The sequence below is a fragment of the Flavobacterium aquiphilum genome (assembly GCF_027111335.1).
Taxonomy (GTDB): domain Bacteria; phylum Bacteroidota; class Bacteroidia; order Flavobacteriales; family Flavobacteriaceae; genus Flavobacterium; species Flavobacterium aquiphilum.
Genome location: NZ_CP114288.1, coordinates 2,789,727 through 2,808,331, shown reverse-complemented (window position 1 = coordinate 2,808,331; position 18,605 = coordinate 2,789,727). Strand labels below are relative to the sequence as shown.

Annotated in this window: 14 protein-coding genes; 4 read left to right on the top strand and 10 right to left on the bottom strand. The window is 36.3% G+C overall.

Going from position 1 to position 18,605, the window contains the following annotated elements; translation table 11 throughout:
- Positions 1–19 precede the first annotated feature (19 nt).
- From OZP12_RS11635 to recG, 7 genes are all read right to left on the bottom strand, one after another.
- Positions 20–541, bottom strand: a complete 522-nt coding sequence (locus OZP12_RS11635) for a MepB family protein (RefSeq protein WP_281225161.1) — start codon at positions 539–541, stop codon at positions 20–22.
- 24 nt (positions 542–565) lie between these two features.
- Entirely contained in the window at positions 566–1,429 is an 864-nt protein-coding gene (locus OZP12_RS11630; protein WP_281225159.1) for a bestrophin family protein, read from the bottom strand.
- A gap of 25 nt (positions 1,430–1,454) precedes the next feature.
- Positions 1,455–2,765 carry a TolC family protein gene (locus OZP12_RS11625; protein WP_281229060.1) on the bottom strand — a complete coding sequence of 437 codons (1,311 nt, stop codon included), beginning with the start codon at positions 2,763–2,765 and terminating at the stop codon, positions 1,455–1,457.
- A 283-nt stretch (positions 2,766–3,048) separates the two neighbouring features.
- Positions 3,049–6,147, bottom strand: a complete 3,099-nt coding sequence (locus OZP12_RS11620) for an efflux RND transporter permease subunit (protein ID WP_281225158.1) — start codon at positions 6,145–6,147, stop codon at positions 3,049–3,051.
- Between the two features lie 236 nt (positions 6,148–6,383).
- Complete coding sequence (locus OZP12_RS11615) at positions 6,384–7,451, bottom strand: efflux RND transporter periplasmic adaptor subunit (RefSeq protein ID WP_281225157.1); 1,068 nt, start codon at positions 7,449–7,451, stop codon at positions 6,384–6,386.
- 661 nt (positions 7,452–8,112) lie between these two features.
- Entirely contained in the window at positions 8,113–8,712 is a 600-nt protein-coding gene (locus OZP12_RS11610; RefSeq protein WP_281229059.1) for an REP-associated tyrosine transposase, read from the bottom strand.
- 235 nt (positions 8,713–8,947) lie between these two features.
- Positions 8,948–11,083, bottom strand: coding sequence for an ATP-dependent DNA helicase RecG (gene recG / locus OZP12_RS11605; protein ID WP_281225156.1), 2,136 nt, complete (start codon positions 11,081–11,083; stop codon positions 8,948–8,950).
- 173 nt (positions 11,084–11,256) lie between these two features.
- On the opposite strand from recG, the gene OZP12_RS11600 reads away from it, so the two are divergent.
- Positions 11,257–11,802, top strand: coding sequence for a DUF1697 domain-containing protein (locus OZP12_RS11600; protein ID WP_281225155.1), 546 nt, complete (start codon positions 11,257–11,259; stop codon positions 11,800–11,802).
- Between the two features lie 12 nt (positions 11,803–11,814).
- Entirely contained in the window at positions 11,815–13,515 is a 1,701-nt protein-coding gene (locus tag OZP12_RS11595; RefSeq protein ID WP_281225154.1) for a carbamoyltransferase family protein, read from the top strand.
- Between the two features lie 2 nt (positions 13,516–13,517).
- On the opposite strand, the gene OZP12_RS11590 is transcribed toward OZP12_RS11595, so the two are convergent.
- From OZP12_RS11590 to OZP12_RS11580, 3 genes are read right to left on the bottom strand one after another with little or no spacing between them, the layout of a single operon-like run.
- Positions 13,518–14,207 carry an aspartyl/asparaginyl beta-hydroxylase domain-containing protein gene (locus tag OZP12_RS11590; RefSeq protein WP_281225153.1) on the bottom strand — a complete coding sequence of 230 codons (690 nt, stop codon included), beginning with the start codon at positions 14,205–14,207 and terminating at the stop codon, positions 13,518–13,520.
- Between the two features lie 3 nt (positions 14,208–14,210).
- On the bottom strand, positions 14,211–14,720 hold the full coding sequence (locus OZP12_RS11585) for a hypothetical protein (RefSeq protein ID WP_281225152.1): 510 nt from the start codon (positions 14,718–14,720) through the stop codon (positions 14,211–14,213).
- Between the two features lie 34 nt (positions 14,721–14,754).
- Positions 14,755–15,534: a Dph6-related ATP pyrophosphatase gene (locus tag OZP12_RS11580; RefSeq protein WP_281225151.1), complete on the bottom strand. Its 780-nt coding sequence runs from the start codon at positions 15,532–15,534 to the stop codon at positions 14,755–14,757.
- Between the two features lie 123 nt (positions 15,535–15,657).
- On the opposite strand from OZP12_RS11580, the gene OZP12_RS11575 reads away from it, so the two are divergent.
- Positions 15,658–16,470, top strand: coding sequence for a transposase (locus OZP12_RS11575; RefSeq protein WP_281225150.1), 813 nt, complete (start codon positions 15,658–15,660; stop codon positions 16,468–16,470).
- The gene (locus OZP12_RS11570; RefSeq protein WP_281225149.1) at positions 16,467–18,530 is read left to right on the top strand and encodes a M1 family metallopeptidase; all 2,064 of its coding nucleotides are present in this window, start codon (positions 16,467–16,469) and stop codon (positions 18,528–18,530) included. The genes OZP12_RS11575 and OZP12_RS11570 overlap by 4 nt, the downstream gene beginning before the upstream one ends.
- Positions 18,531–18,605: the final 75 nt, after the last annotated feature.

Below are 18,605 nucleotides of genomic sequence, written 5' to 3'. Positions count from 1 at the left end.
TAGTATCCAAAATTGTTTTTCAATGACTTTGATTCAATAATTTCTTAGCTAAATCAAGATTGTCAATCGCATTTGTTTTAATTGTCACGAAATAGTTGATTTGCCAATTTTGTGTTTTTTCGGCTTGTTTGCTTTTTGGAATATCCCAGGGCGGATAAACTCGAATACCTCTTTTCCCTGAGACGCCGTTTTGTGTTAGAATTCCTTTATCGGCCAACACATTTTTTGGGAAAATAAATTGCCCAAAATTTTCACCACTTCTTGACGAAATAATAAAAAAATCAATTTCATCAGACACATCAAATGGTTCTGTTATCCCATTCTTGCTTCTTTTCCAAATAGTTACAAATTGACCTGTTTTGGTTGGTGTAATTTTGGAAGCACGGTATTGAACAATTTTATTATTGAGTTCAAATGAGCACGCTGCATAATCTTCGCTTTCAGAATTTAATTTAGGATTGCTCAATGTAAAATTGCATACATCATAAACAAGCTCCTTAGCTATTTTCAAATCGTTATGAAACGAGTTTAGGTTTGCCATAATATTGTGATAGATTTTCAAAAATCAAATCAATTCTTCAACATATTTTTTAATATTTTCAGCTATTTTTCTGATAGGCAAATCGTTATCATCATAACCAAAAGGCTCTTCAATTTCTTCGGAAATTAATTCGATACTTACCAACACGTAAAAAATCAAAGAAACCACCGGAATTACATAATATCCCAATGTCAAACTATAAGCATAGGGCAATGTAAAAACAAAAACGAATATGAATTTTTTGATAAAAGTACTGTAGGAATAGGGGATAGGAGTGTTTTTTATTCGCTCACAAGCGCCACATATATCAGTGAAAGATTGAAATTCATTATTTAAAATAATTAATTGCTCACCTGTAATTTTATGGGAAACATACAAATCGTTTATTTTTTGAAACATCATTTTAGCAACCTGATTTGGTCTATGTTTATGATGATCTATCATTAAATCCACATTATCAAAGAGCATCATACTGATTTCCTCATCTTTCAAATGTTTGTTCAAAATCGAAGCATAACTTGGAATCATTTTCCTGAAATAAGCCAAATCCTTTTCGTCCTTCAACATAACAGAAAGTTTTATGGCAAAATTTCGGCTGCTGTTCATCAAAGCACCCCATAATTTTCTTCCTTCCCACCAACGATCATAAGCCGAATTGATTCTGTAGGCCAATAATAACGAGATTACAAACCCCAAAGTACCATGAATCACATAAAGGTTCTTGACGTGGCTAGTATCCTCCAATTTGAAGTAATCAATTTCTAAATAGGCAATTATAGCCGTATATATTGAGAAAAAAACTAATCCCGGTAGTAAATTTCTAAAGGAGTCCGATCTGTGAAAACGAAAAATGTAAACTAACCAAACCTTTGGATTATATGAAATCATTCTGTGTTTTTGATTTCAAAAATAATTAAAAATTAAGATTACCGGCTAATTCTCTTAAAGTAATTTCAGATAATTTTGCCTGAAATTCAGCATCACTCAAACGAATCCTCGAATTGATATAATTCAACTGTGCAGCCCTGAACTCAACAGAAGTAATGGTTCCGATTTTAAATTTCTCAGCCGTAATTTCAAGGTTTTGTTTTGAAATAGCAGTATTATTTTCTTCCAAATCAATCAAATCCAAGTTGGTCAAATACAACTGAAATGCAATAGTCAAATCACTTCTCAACTGAATCAATTTCTGATCAATCAATAGTTTGGAATTATCAACCTGCATTTTGGCAATTTTCTCATTTCGGTTTTGGGCGTTTCCGTCAAACAAGTTCAAAGAAGCTGTAAAACCATAATTTAAACCATGTGTTGATGATGCTGTTGTAAAACCAAGGCTTGATGTTGCATCCGTGAAATTATATCCGGAATTCAATTTAATAGTTGGATAGCGTTCTCCTTTTATTTGTTTCAAATCCAATTCTGACACTTTTTTATTAATCATTTGCATCATCAATTCCGGGTTTTGGTTTTCGCCTAAAGCAATTAAATCAACCAATTTTAATTTTCTGTCAACACTAATTCCTTCAGAAACTTTAAAATCAGTTTTTAAATCTCTTGCCAATATTTGATTCAAAAGCGTTTTGGCATTGGCATAAGCCTGTTTTTCTTTCAACAAATTTCCAAGATCAGTGTTCAAATCCACTTGAGCGTTCAACACATCTAGTTTAGAACCCTTTCCGATGGTGTATCTGTTTTTGGTGAATTCCAATCTTTTTTTGGAAATAACTATTGTGGAATCCAAATCGGATAATTTCTGTTGTTCCTGAATCAAATTAAAATAAACCGAATTGACACTGCTCACTTTATTAATTATGGTCATTTTCAATTGGGCGTCACTCATATTTTGCAATTCCTTCAATTGATCATATTTGGCAAACATTTTCATTCCGTCAAAAATCGTCCAATCCAAAGCAACACCGTAATTCAAATTGCTGTTTTTAGCATTTTGCAATTTTACGGTATTCCCATCCGATCGGGTTTGAGAGGTATTCAAAATGCTATTATTATCCGTAGCGACCGCACTGACAGAAGGCAACATACCGGCATTCCCAATTGCAACATTAGCCGTTTCAATCTTTAAATTATTATCGGCAATTTTTATTTCATAATTGTTTTCCAATGCAATTTTCACGGCATTTTCAAGGGTAAGCAGTTCTTGTGCGTTCCCTGTTGCAAAGCAAAGGAAAAACAGCAGGAAACTTTTAAGAAACAGTTTGGTATTCATCATTATTTTCTTTTTTTAGGAGCACAAACATTTGGCTTTTTTATCGGCATTGATCCCGCTATCCGTTTCAATCTTGTTTGCCTCTCGTCTTTTGGGACGAGACGGCCAAACAAGGATTTCCACTGCTATCGGGGCTAAAAGGAAACATTTGCGCTTTTTACAATCATTTTTTAACGTCAGTTCAAGTAAATTTGAAATGCGAAAGCTTTTCAAATTGTATTAAGAACCGCTTTGTTTATTCGTCTCGCTCCCCTTTCCTTCGGAGAGGGGCCGGGGGAGAGGATTATTTTTTCACCTCATTTTCATATTCATCAATATGGTCAAATTCCGGATAATGTTTACGGGCTTTGGACCACATTGAATACAACGCAGGAATTACAAATAAAGTCAGCACCAAAGAGAAAATTGTCCCTCCTACGATAACAACTCCCATACCTATTCTACTCGTTGCGGCCGCTCCTAGGGACAAAGCAATAGGCAAAGCTCCTAACGAAATGGCTAAACTAGTCATCAAAATAGGGCGTAACCTTGCTTCCGAAGCTTCCATAATGGCTTCTAATTTTGGTTTTCCTTGCTCCCTCAGCTGATTCGCAAATTCGACAATCAGGATTCCGTTCTTCGTCACCAATCCAATCAACATAATCGTTCCAATCTGACTGAAAATATTCCACGTTTGATTGAACAACCAAAGCGAGAATAAAGCTCCCGCAACCGCCATTGGCACTGTCAAAATAATGATAAACGGATCGACGAAACTCTCAAACTGTGCCGCCAATATTAGAAAAATCAATAATAAAGCCAATCCAAAGGCAAAAGAAGTATTCGAACTACTTTCAACAAAATCCCTTGATTCTCCACTCAAATCGGTTGTAAATGAATCATCAAGAACTTTGGCTTTAATCTTATTCATCTCATCTATTCCATCGCTAAGACTTTTGCCCGGAGCGAGACCTGCCGAAACAGTAGCCGACATGTATCGATTATTATGATACAACTGAGGCGGATTACTTTGCTCATCAATTTTAACCACATTGTCCATTTGGATCAGTTCCCCTTTGTTGTTTTTAACATACATCGACGTTAAATCCAAAGGTTTGGCGCGATCCTCTTTCTCAAACTGACCAATAACCTGATATTGTTTTCCGTTTCTTATAAAATAACCAAAACGCTGACCGCTCAAAGAAAGTTGCAAAGTTTGCGCAACATCTTTTACCGAAATCCCTAAACTTTCTGCTTTTTCCCTGTCAATCGAAACGTTGATTTCAGGTTTATTGAATTTTAAATTCACATCCGTATTAGAGAAAACATCGCTTTTTGCAGCTTCATCCATAAACAATGGAATCTTTTCTCTTAATTTTTCAAAATTTGGAGCCTGAATAATATATTGAACCGGCAGACCACCTCGTCTGTTTACAGCAATCGTCGGTTGTTCAGTCACCGAAGTTTTTGCCTCCGAATAATTATTAGTCCATTTGGTTAACTTATCGGCTATGTCTTTTTGTTTTAGTTTTCTTTGATCTGGTTCAACCAAATTTATCAAAACCCTTCCACTATTTACAGCCGATGTCGCAAAACCTGGCGCAGTAATTACCAATGCTACTTTTTTCTCTGGAATGGAATCATCGATCAATCTTGAAATTTCCTGCATGAAACGGTCTGTGTATTCATAGGAAGCACCTTCAGGTGTATTGATAGACATTCTTATAGCACTACGATCATCATAGGGAGCCGTTTCTTTTTTCAAAATATTGAAAAACAAATAAATCAAACCGAAACAAACTATAAGAATAGGAAAACTCAACCACTTCTTTTTCATAAAACGGCCAAGTGCATTTGCATATCCTTCATTCAATTTCACAAAATATGGTTCGGTAAGATGGTAAAATTTCGTTTTCTTTTGCTCGCCTCCTTTCATCAAATACGCATTCAACATTGGTGTCAAAGTCAAAGACACAAAAGCCGAAATCAATACCGCGGCACCAATGACGACACCAAATTCACGGAACAGTCGTCCAACAAAACCTTCAAGGAAAATAACCGGTAAAAATACCGCCGCCAAGGTGATGGAAATCGAAATAACTGCGAAGAAAATCTCATTCGACCCTTTTATTGCCGCTTCAATAGGCGACATCCCTTCTTCAACCTTCTTGAAAATATTCTCGGTAACCACAATTCCGTCATCCACAACTAAACCTGTTGCAAGCACAATCGCCAACAACGTAAGTACATTTATCGAAAACCCAAAAAGCCACATGATAAAGAATGTTGCAATTAACGAAACCGGAATATCGATTAAGGGTCTGAACGCAATTGCCCAATCCCTGAAAAACAAAAAGATAATAAGGATTACCAATATAATTGAAATCCCAAGTGTTTCTGCCACTTCAATAACTGATTTTTTTACAAAAACGGTATTATCAATGGCAATGTTTAATTTAATATCACTTGGCAAATCCTTTTTTAAACGCTCGTATTGTTTGTAAAATTCTTTTGCAATATCCAAATAATTAGCTCCGGGAAGCGGTACAATAGCACAACCAACAAGGTGAGTACCGGATTGCGTCATTTTTGTCTCAATATTTTCTGGTCCCAATTCAGCGGTTCCGATATCACTGAAACGAACTATTTTTTCTCCTTCGGAGCGAATGATGATATTATTAAATTCTTCAGGTTTTGAAAGATTACCAACGGTTTTTACGGTCAATTCCGTATTATTACCCGTAATTTTTCCTGAAGGCAATTCCACATTTTGGCTGTTTAGTGCATCTCGAACTTCGGCAACTGTACAACCGTAAGCGGCTAATTTTTCAGGATTAATCCAAAGTCGCATGGCGTATCGTTTTTGCCCCCAAATTTGGACTCCACTTACACCCGGAATGGTTTCTAGTCGTTGGCCAATCACATTTTCGGCATAATCACTCAATTCCAATGCACTTCGGGTATCACTTTGAACTGTCATCGAAATAATGGCATCACTATTGGCATCAGCCTTTGAAACTACAGGTGGCGCATCAATGTCCTGTGGTAAACTACGAATGGCCTGAGATACTTTGTCACGAACATCATTTGCAGCTTCTTCAAGGTTTTTGTCCAAATTAAATTCAACAGTAATACTGCTGCTACCTTGTGAACTTGATGATGTTACATTTCGTACCCCGTCTATTGAGTTGATTGCTTTTTCTAGGGGTTCCGTGATTTGTGACTCAATAATATCCGAATTCGCTCCCGTATAACTTGTTTTAATCGAAACCTGGGCTGGGTCGATCGAGGGGAACTCACGAACTCCCAAATAGGTATAACCAATAACACCAAATAATATAATCGCTAAGTTCATAACGATCGTCATTACAGGTCTTTTTATGCTTAATGTGGATAAACTCATTTAAATTATTTTTGATTTTTGAGTGTTGATTTTTGATTTCTGATGGCTCGCCAAATGATAATTAATTCTTATTGAAAACATTAAAAAACAAACATGTTAAACTTTTTTGTCACTTTAAGGATTTACAATATTGTAGATTATGACTTTTGAATAAAGACTTTTGATTTAAAACTTCATCTTATTATAAATTGTTGCCAAAATCTGAAGTCAAAAATCGTTAATCAACAATCAAAAATCTATTTTTTCATATTTAAAATCACCTTAACCTTAGTAGAATCTTTCAAGGCCATCACACCGCTGGTCAACAAAGTATCACCTGCTTTTAAGCCTGAAAGAACTAATACAGATGCGTCTGTTCGCGTAGCGGTTTCAACCTTAACTTCCTTGGCCATTCCGTTTTTAGCAATAAAAACCTTTTTACCATCCTGAATCGGAATAATCGCTTCTGTAGGCACAACTATAGCGTCTTTTATAATGCTCAAAGGCAAAGCGACATTCGCAAAAGTCCCCGGTAATAATTTTCCCTGACTGTTTTCGGTTATTGCTCTTACTTGTAATGTACGGGTGGCCACTGCAACTTCAGGTTCAATGGCATACACTTTGGCGGTAAATTGTTCTGTAGAACCTTCAACTGTAAAAGTCAAGTTAGTATTTGTTTTTACTTGTGATGCGTATTTCTCCGGAATCGAAAAAGTGATTTTCAGTTTACTGATGTTGACCAATTTCGCAACCAAAACACTTGGTGTGATATAGGTACCTGGCGAAATGGCCCGCAAACCAATTTTTCCCGAAAAAGGGGCACGAACCGATGTTTTAGAAATTTGAGCTTTGATTAATTGCGTTTGCGCCTGAGCAGATTTGTAATCGGTTCTGGCAATATCATATTCCTCTTGACTGATGGCTTCTTTTTGCAACAACAATTTTGCCCTTCTTTCATTTTCGGCGGCCAAACTTTCTTTGGTTGCTGCTTGGGCTAGTTGTGCCCTTAATTCAATATCGTTGACTTTGAAAAGTATTTGTCCTTTTGAAACATTGCTTCCTTCCTGAAAATAAATCCCCTCGACAATCCCCGAAACTTCCGAATGGATTTCAATTTGCTCGTTGGCCTCAATAGACCCAGAAAGCGACAAATTATTGTTGAAAGTTTTAGGATGCACCAAAACGCCTGTTACGGTCGTTGGCTTATCTTTCCCGTCTTTGTCTTTTTTATCACCATTTTTTGCGCTGTTCGAAGTAATTCTGTAGGCTATAAATCCACCAAACCCTATAACTAATAAGGCATAAACAAGATTTCTTATTTTCATTTTTTTAAGTAAAAGAAGTTTAATATATCCTTTTGGATAAGAATTAAACAAAATTAGGTTTTAGAATTATTAAAAGTACAATTGTTAATTATTATTTAACGCTTGTACATACAAATATTAATTTTTAGCAAAATTAATCATTTGGCAGGGGATAAGATTATGAAATAATAAAAAGGTTTAAAACTGAAACTAGATTTAAAATGTTTTTTTTCTAAATATTGCCGTAGCTACTTGCAGAAACATTTAACTAGACCTTAATTTTAAGGTCATTAAGTTAAAGATATAAAGCCATCGTTTTGTCATTCCGATTTTGATATCGGATTTGCAATCATAAGTATTCGAAGGGTTATAAAGATTTTTTTTCGGTAATCTATTATCCTCAGAGTTTGTCATTCCGAGGAACGAGGAATCACACTAGTTGATTACGTTATGTGATTTCTCCCGCTGGTCGAAATGACAAATCTTTACGGATAATCTGTTGTTGAAATATCAAACGTAAAGCAGAATGATATGTTTTTAAGCAGCATATTGTTTGAAATCATGGTTTTATAACCCCGCTCCGCAAAGTGTACACTCAAAATCTATTTAAATCAAAACTCCATTATGAGCGCTGCGCAAATGTCTCCGACTTTGCGCCCATTCCTATTGACAATTATGCTAGCTAATATTGATTGTATTTTGTGAATGACCATGACTTCAAAACATCGACTATTGGATTATCCATTTTTTCTATCTGAACTAAACCATTATCATCTACGTAATTACTAGCACTCGAATAAATATAATCAGAAGCTCTTTCTACAATTCCTGCCCGAACTGGATTCATATGGATATAGTCTAATTTTGACCACATAAACTTAGCAGTATAAATTTCTTCTGCATGATTGCCATATTGCCACAATTGATAATTTTTGTTTCGAGAATGACTTTCGGTTGCTAGTTTAAATCGCTCTAACATCCATTCGCGTCTGCTTTCTGGTTCGTTTTGAATTTTTCTCAAAATGGTATTTGCTGTAAATTTTTTAAAATCACGCAATAAATCCGATAATTTTCCTTCACTGGACTGTACTACTAAGTGAACATGATTACTCATAATAACATAGCCATATACAATCATGCCCTTATTTTGTACACAGAAATTTAGGCACTCTATTACTGTATCTCTATAGTTTTTTCTTGAAAAAACATCAATCCAATCTACAACGGTGGCAGTTATAAAATGAGCTTTTGTTTGATCTCTAATTACGTAACCTTCTTTAATATATCATTTTTAAATAAAATAAAAAACAATATACAATTTTTATTACAAACTAGTTTTATAAATAATTTGATTTGACTATTATTGAGGCTTATAGGAGCGGGCGCAAAGTCAGAGACATTTGCGCAGCGCAGACAACGAGAGTGCAAACAATAATACTTCGTAGAGCAATCTGTATTCATAATGAAAAGGCACTTTTCAACTTAGAAACTTAGCATCTCAGCAACTCCAAAAAAAATCAACTAATATAATTCCAAATGTTTTTCTTTTTGGTCAATTCTATAAAAACAGCTTTTAGAATGGCGTTTTCCGTTTTTTGGAGCGGGGCATCGTCTTTGAGGATTTTTATGGCGTAGTTACGTGCCAACATCAAAATATCCCTGTCTTTTACAATATCGGCAATTTGAAGGTTTAAGACACCACTTTGTTGGGTTCCCATCAAGTCTCCGGGGCCTCGGAGTTTCAGGTCAACTTCGGCAATTTCGAAACCATCATTAGTGCTGACCATTGTTTCCATACGGGTCTTGCTATCGCTGGACAATTTGTAGGAAGTCATCAAAATGCAATAGCTTTGGTCTGCGCCACGCCCCACACGCCCCCGCAATTGGTGGAGTTGTGACAGTCCAAAACGCTCGGCACTTTCAATAATCATCACGCTTGCATTGGGAACATTAACGCCCACTTCGATAACCGTTGTGGCAACCATGATGTTGGTTTTTCCTTCGGCAAAGCGTTTCATCTCCGAATCTTTTTCGTCGGGTTTCATTTTTCCGTGCAGAATCGAAACCGAATACTGCGGCAACGGAAAATCTCGGGAAATACTCTCATAACCGTCCATTAAATCCTTGTAATCCATTTTTTCGGACTCCTGAATCAGTGGGTAAACAATATAGATTTGGCGTCCCAAAGCGATTTCGTCCCGAATAAATTTCCAAACTTTCAATCGGTTCGAATCAAAACGGTGCACAGTTTGAATGGGTTTTCGACCCGGCGGCAATTCGTCAATAACTGAAATATCCAAGTCGCCGTACAAACTCATCGCCAAAGTCCTTGGAATAGGAGTAGCCGTCATGACTAAAATATGGGGCGGAACCGGTTCCCCTCCATTGGAGGGGTTAGGGGTGGATTTCTTCCATAATTTGGATCGCTGTTCGACTCCAAAACGATGCTGCTCATCAATAACCGCCAAACCTAAATTTTGAAACACCACTTTGTCTTCCAATAAAGCGTGAGTGCCAATGAGTATTTGCAAAGTCCCGTTTTCGAGTTCTTCGTGTATGATTCTTCGAGCTGCAATTTTGGTAGAACCCGTCAGTATTTTTATGTTGATATTCATTGATTTTGCCAATTCGGACAAACCAATAAAATGCTGATTGGCCAAAATTTCGGTGGGAGCCATCAAACAGGCCTGATAACCGTTATCCAAAGCCAAGAGCATGCTCATAAAAGCCACAATGGTTTTTCCGGAACCCACATCACCTTGCAATAAACGGTTCATTTGGGCATTGCTGCCCATGTCTGTCCTAATTTCCTTGATTACTCTTTTTTGGGCATTAGTCAAGTCAAATGGCAAATGATTTTTATAAAATTCGTTAAAAAATTCCCCAACTTTGGTAAACGGAAAACCTTTGATTTTGTGCTTCCGAATCAAATTCTTAGTTATCAGTTGCAACTGAATAAAGAATAATTCTTCGAATTTTAAACGGAATTGGGCTTTCGCCAAAATTTCGGCACTCTTGGGAAAATGAATATTGAATAAAGCGGCGTTTTTTGGAATCAGCTTGAGTTCGTTTATTAAATAGGAAGGCAGCGTTTCGCTGAACAAAGCTTGTGTTTCGAGAAACAATTGCTGCATCATTTTGTTCACCACACGGTTTGTGATTCCGCGGTTTGCCAATGTTTCGGTCGAAGGGTAAACAGGTTGCATCGCTGATCGCAAACTTGATTCATGTTCCTTCAACAACTCAATTTCGGGGTGCGCCATGCTGTAATTACTGCCGTATTGGGAGCATTTTCCAAAAATAACACAGACTTCATTGAGTTTTAAACTCTCTTTGATCCATTTAAGACCTTGAAACCAATTGAGTTCCATTTGGCCTGTATCATCCACGAATGTGGCGACCAATCGCTTTTGGTTTTTACCAAATTCAACGGTTTTAATATTGATTATTTTGCCGATAATTTGAACTTCGGCAATATTATTCTGCAACTCATTGATTTTGTAATAACGAGTGCGGTCGATATAACGGTTCGGAAAAAAATTGACTAAATCCCCGTATTTAAAAATCCCCAATTCCTTACGTAACAATGCGCCCCGAGTGGGACCAACGCCTTTAAGATATTCGATGGGAGTTTCTAGGAGATTATTGGACATTATTTATTTTAGATTGCAGATTTTAGATTTATAAAGTCTAGACTCTTTATTCTATATTCTTTTCTCTTTTTGCAATGCGAAGATAGTTTTTTGTTGGGAAATTTGGAAATGGATATTGCTATAGGAAATTCCCTTAATTCCCTTTACTTTAGCAAAACAAAATTTTATAAAAAATGACAACTCATTTAGCATTACTCCGTGGCATCAACGTTTCCGGCCACAATATGATAAAAATGGATGCCTTGAAAGCAGCTTTGGAGAACATCGGTTTTCAAAATGTGCAAACCTATATTCAATCCGGAAATGTTTTTGTGGATACCGAGGAAGAAAATGCCGCTGCGGTTGGTTTCAAAATCAAACAGGAAATTTTCAAGGTTTTTGGTCACGAAGTCCCAACAGTTGTCATTGGCAAATCAGACTTAGAAAGCTGTTTCAAGAATAATCCTTTTTTGAAAGAGAAAGAGTTGGATATCAAAAAAATATATGTCGCTTTTCTCTCTATACCGCAACGAAGCGAAAGCATAAATGATTTAAAAATGAGTCAGGTAAAACCCGACGAAGCGAGTATTGACGAAAGCAGAATCTATATTAAATATGCTGTAGGAGCTGGAAAAACACGATTTGACCAAAAATATATCGAGAAAAAACTGAATGTTACAGCCACCATCCGAAATTGGAATACCGTGACGCAGTTGCTGAAAATGTATGAAGAACGATAATAACGCTATTTAATGACCCCACCCATTTACGTATTAGGAACAGGACTTTCGCATAACGGATCAGCCGTACTATTAAAAAACGGTCGTGTTTGTGTAGGTATCGAAAAAGAGCGAATCAGCAGAAAAAAGCACGATGGAGGCAACGATACTTTGGCAATTCAATATTGTTTGGATGCTGAAGGAATAGCACTTAGTGATGTCGCATTGGTGGTTCAATGTGCTAATTTTGATATTCCCGACCGAAATCAATTTAGGGGGGAAAGAATTTTTGCAAACACCGATTTTCCGAAGATTGTCAATATTTCGCACCATTTGGCACATGCTTATAGTGCTGTGGGAACTTCCCCTTTTTCTGAATGTGCCGTGATGGTAATTGACGGTTGTGGTAGTCCATTAGATCAGTTTTTGAGTATGCATCCTGAACAGAAAGAGTACATAAATCCTAATTTTTTAAACGAAATGCAAATGTTGTGTGAGAAAGATAGTTTTTATCATTTTGACGGTCAAAAACTCAGCCCATTACTCAAAGATTTTAGTCCAATGTCTCAGACTTCAGACAATGGATTGAAGTTGCCCACCACGCAGCATTCCATAGGCGGATTTTATGCGGCAGTAAGCCATTATGTCTTTGGGGATATGGATGATGTGGGGAAATTGATGGGCTTGGCACCTTTTGGCAATGCCAAAGATTTTGATTTTGATGCTTTTGAGTTTCAATCAGGATGTGTATTGGTAAAAGATGATTGGAAAAAACATTTTACAAATCCTTCAAAAGGATACGAATATTTTAAGGAACATTTTTCCTATTACGCCAATGTGGCAAAGTGGGCGCAGGAACAGGTAGAAAAGGCGGTTATTACTTGCATTACAAACAGATTAGAGCAATTTCCGCATAAAAATCTATGTTACACCGGCGGAGTTGCGCTGAATGCAGTTGCCAATGCAAAACTCGAAGACGCACAAATAGCAGAAACTATTTATTTTGAACCGGCCGCAGGTGATAACGGCCTTGCGTTGGGCTGTGCTTATTACGGTTGGTTGGAGTATTTAAATATGCCAAAAGTTCTTCACGACGGAAGTACCTGTTTCGGAAAGCAATATAGCGAAAAAGAAATAGAAGAAGCTCTCAAAAAAGAAGTTAATTCAGCTTATAATCAGAAGAAATTTGAAAATGAAGAGGATTTGATGTCCTATTGTGCCAAAAAATTACATGAGGGGAAAACAATGGGGTGGTTTCAATCGGGTGCTGAATTCGGACCCCGTTCATTGGGCAGAAGAAGTATTTTGGCTCATCCGTCAGTCGATGGGATGAAACTGCACATCAATCGGGATATTAAATTCAGGGAAGATTTTCGTCCATTTGCACCTGCGGTTTTAAAAGAAAAAGTACAAGATTATTTTGAATCCGGAAGAAACAGCCCTTATATGATATTGGTCGATAAAACGCGTCCTGAGTATCTTAACCAATTGATCAATGTGACACATTGTGACGGATCGGCTCGGGTTCAAACCGTTGAAGAAACATGGAATCCGCGATTTTTTAAGTTATTGAAAGAATTTGAAAGACAAAGCGGTATTGCTGTGCTGCTCAATACTAGTTTGAATAAAAAAGGGATGCCTATCGTTGAAACTCCCGAAGAAGCACTCTATCTATTTGGAATTTCAGCTTTGGATATTTTGGTTCTTGAGAATATTGTTGTCGAAAAAGGTTAGAACTATTCCATTTCTTTAATCAAATCATTGGCCACGGCAGAATTCATACGCTGTAATTCGGCTATCATAAGTTGTTTTTGCTCTTCGCTCATAACAGGTTTGGGTTTGATGAATTGATTGGGGTTCGCTTCCGCAAAAAAGAGCCGGTCTGTCCACTCATTTCGAATGCCGTCAATGACCAAATGTATGCGGTCATTAGTCCCTCTATTGGCCACCGAATGAATAAAATTGGCATCGATATACCAACACTCGCCTTCGTTCATTATAACGCGGTTGCCATCCAAAATGAATTCCACTCCGTTATTAGTGATAATTGGAATATGCAGTCTGAAAAATCCGTCTTCATAACCCAAGCAATGGTCACTGTGTGGCTTAACTTCGGCACCAACGGACAATTGCAATAGTCGAACCGCCGTTTTTTCAAATTGGAATCCATCCAAAACTGTTTTGAAATAATCACAGGAATCCAAAATTTCAGTATTTGTAATAGGCTTTTCGCTCTTTGGAAGAGCATATATGTCATTTGATTTTCCGCTCTTTGACATCAGGGCAATCGAGATCCATTTGCCCGAATAGTCATTCGTATTGTAATGGTCTGTCCAATTCTGCTTTACAACTTTTTGCACATCCGCTTTCAGACGTTCAGTGTCAAAAGTGACTGGGAATTTTATAGTGCGTACTAATTCTTCCATAACTTAATCTCTTAACCATTTTTGCATTACCGGAAATGCTTTTTTTCCTTCTTTTACGGCAGTGTCTTCACTCAAAGTCAAACCTTGCCATTCCAATAAAGGCAACCCAATATATTTTCCACAGCTGAAATTTGAAATAAACCAATCCGAACAGTTTTTATATCCGTTGGGATGAAATACAAATTCCAAAGGCAATTCCAAATGGCAAATAGCGGCATACGACCATAAAATAGCTCCAATTTCGTCACCCTGTGAAGGCCATTCTTTTGGCATCGCTTCGGTTCCGACAAGCTTTCTTTCGGATGCAGTGGTAACGGCCAAATGTCCTGCTTCGTGCAAAAGGTCACCTGGATACAATAGTCTTTGGTAATCAACATAAATGCTGTTGGCTCCCAAAGCTAAACCGGGCAAAAAAGTGGTTTCATCCAATTCTTTTTCGATAATTTCAATTCCGATTTCGTCCAAAAAAAGCAAAACTTTTTCTAATTCGATACTATGGTTTTTGGTTTCCATAACAATTTTTAGGTCAATAGGTTTTCAAGAATGCTTATTTTTCGACTAAATCGCAATACCAAAATCCGAAGTCAAAAGCATCCGAGGCTGAAGTGTCACAGGCAGTATCAGACGAATCTTGATTTTTTGGTTTTTCGTATTTTCGATAAACCACTTCACCAACTTCAAATGAAATGGGTTTGGAGAAAATAGGGCCATCAAAAGTAAAGGTATGAAATTCTCCGTTTTCTCCGCATACATCGACATTTTCGGGTAAATCATCGATAAAATCCTGATCGATGACACGTCCTACAAAACTTTTATCCAAAAACCGTTCATTAACACAAACCACAATAGTCTTGAATCCCAATGCTATGAATTCATTTATTAAATCAAGGCTCGGAATTTTCCAAAGCGGAAATACGCCCTCAAAATTCATTTCAGCCAATTTATCTTCTCTGTATTTGCGTAAATCTTCTAGAAAAATGTCCCCAAAAATAGAATGGGTGACGCCTTGTTCCTTTAATTTGGATAGTGTGGTCTGCATAACCGCTTCATAGACTTCCATTGTAGGCATCTCGGGAATTTGCATGATTTCGAGCGGTAAACCGATGCTTTTTGCCTGTTGTTCCAATAATTCCACTCGAACACCATGCATCGAAATACGTTGGAACTGTTGGTTTACAATAGTCAACAAACAATTAATTTCGTATTCGTTATTTTGCAGAATCTTGTGCAGTGCCAGAGCAGAATCTTTTCCACTACTCCAATTAAATAGGGCTTTCTTTTTCAATGGTTGGATTTTTAAATTATTTTGGGCTGTAATTGTATTCATATTGGTATTGGCAGAGACGCACTGTAGAGACGCAGCAGTGCGTCTCTACAATGACGTACAAATACAAATTTAATACGATTTTTGGTTAAACCTTTGTAACTTTGAATATATAACAAATTATACATGCCTTTATTCAAAAATAAATACAGAACGGAATCAAACAGATTGAAGAATTGGGATTATTCCAGCAAAGCGATTTATTTTATCACATTGGTTACCCAAAACCGAAAATGTATTTTCGGTGATATTGTAAACAAAAAAATGGTTTTAAACGATAACGGCAAAATAATTAAAAATGAATTATTGAAATCAATCGAAATTAGGGATCGATGGCTGTTTCATAATTGGGTAATTATGCCTAATCATATCCATTTACTGATTGAAATTGTATCGACAACAGAGAATGTTGAAAATCATAATGTTGAAAACCACCCTGTAGAGACGCACTGCAGTGCGTCTCTACAATCAAAATCCCAATCACAAAACCAATTTCCAAAATTCAATTGTTCTACCAAAAGAATTCTGCCGATTGATACCGATATTGAATTGGTAAAGGCATTTGTTTCCTATGATGCATATTTGTCATACATAAAATCAACGAACGATGTGGTACGGATGCACAATGTAAAGACGCACTGCAGTGCGTCTCTACATGACACCCCACAACATAATCCGTCACAACAAAAGGATGGATCCAAAATGAATTTATTAATAAAAAGACCAAATTCCATTTCATCATTTGTTGCAGTATTCAAATCAATAACGACCAAACAGATAAAATATTCACTGGGAAATATCGAATCGGATTCCATTTGGCAATCCAATTATCACGATCATATAATTCAGAATTACGATTCTTTCGACAAAATATATTACTACATTAAAAACAATCCGAAAAATTGGGAAAATGATTCCATAAATCCACAACTACAATGAAATACTTTCTCCTCTTTCTATCCGCATTTGCATTGGCACAACAAACCAAATCGGTTGATTTTAAAACTGCAAATGGTTCTATCTCCATTAATCCTGACGATAAAAGTATTTCGGGAACTGTTATTTATACTTTTGAAGTGTTGAAACCCATTGACACAGTCAAAATTGATGCGCAGAATATGACATTTTCAGCATTGGAACTGAACCATAAAAGTATTCCATTTACTACCAATGGAAAAGAATTACTTTTGATTTATCCGTTCCAAAAAGGAAAAAATTCCGTTCAGTTTATATACGAAGCCAAACCCAAACAAACGATGTATTTTGTGGGTTCTGAAGAAACCGATAATATGGAAATTTGGACACAGGGGCAAGGAAAGTACACCAGTCATTGGTTTCCGAGTTTTGATGATGTCAACGAAAAAGTGATTTTCAATATGGATATTGCGTTCGATTCTAAATATCAGGTTTTGTCCAACGGTGTTTTAAAAAACAAAATAACAGATAAAAATATAACTCATTGGTCTTACCAAATGCAAAAACCAATGAGCTCTTATTTATTGGTACTCTCCATCGGGAAATATGATAAAAATATTCAGAAATCCAAATCCGGAATTCCGTTGGAAATGTATCTGAATCCAAAAGATGTTGCCAAACTAGAACCTACTTATCGCTACTCCAAAGAAATATTTGACTATCTCGAAAAGGAAATAGGAGTGAAGTACCCATGGAAAATCTACCGGCAAGTTCCTGTTTCCGAGTTTTTGTATGCCGGTATGGAAAACACCAGCACAACACTATTCATGACTCGTTATATAGTCGATTCCATTGGTTTTGAAGACAGAAATTATACCAATGTCAATGCCCACGAGTTGGCTCATCAATGGTTTGGCGATTTGATAACGGCACAAAGCGGAAAAGACCATTGGTTGCAGGAAGGCTTTGCCACCTATTATGCTTTGTTGGCCGAAAAAGAAATTTATGGGGAAGATTATTTTTACTCCAAATTATACGAATCGTCTATGCAACTCAAACAAGCTTCCAAAACAGATACAATTCCTGTTCTAAATCCGAAGGCTAGTTCGTTGAGCTTTTACCAAAAAGGAGCTTGGGCACTGCATGTTCTTAGAGAAGGAATAGGGGAGAAAGCGTTCAAAAAAGCTGTAAAAAGTTACCTCAAAAAATACGCCTATAAAAACGTAACAACATCGAATTTCTTTGATGAAATTAAAAAAGTATCCAATTATGATTTAGAAAACTTCAGTAAAATTTGGCTTGAATCATCCGCATTTAACAGTGATATAGCCAATGATTTATTAGCAAAAAACAAATCAATGCAGATACAGCTTGAAGTTAACAAATACAGAAACAAACCATTGGCTGAGAAGTATGTTTTTTTCGAAAAAACATTGCAATCTGATGTATATTCTTCTGTAAAAGAATCCATTATTGGGCAATTGACGAAAGAAAAATTCGAAGACAAAAAACAATTATTGCAATTGGCGCTTAACACAAAAAACATTCAGGTTCGCCAAGCCGTTGCCAGTACCCTACAAAAAATTCCAGAAGAATTTAGAACCGAATATGAAACATTGTTGGACGACAAATCCTATCAAACACAAGAGTTGGCACTCTTTTATTTATGGAATAACTTTAAAGATAAAAGAGTGGATTATTTAGAAAAAACAAAAGATTGGATTGGATTCAATGATTTTAATCTTCGCATTCTTTGGTTGTCATTGGCAATTTCAACACCAGATTATAATGCTAACAAAGAAACTTGTCTTGACGAATTGATTAGCTATTCTTCTCCAAATTACGAAGCCACAACCCGACAAAACGCATTAGAATACTTGATTAATTTCAATGTTATTAATGAAGCAGTTTTAAAGAATTTAGTCAATGCAACAACACATCATATGTGGCAATTTTCTAAATTTGGAAGAGATAATATTCGGATTTTATTAAAAACACCTGAAATTAGAACAGCTTTTCAGTCTTTATTACCCAATTTAAACGAAAGAGAACAATTTCAACTAAATAGATTACTCAAGGAATAAAGATTTAAGAATTTTGATTAACGATCTAAGAATTCAGATGTCCGTAAATCAAAAAATCGTTAATCACTAATCGAA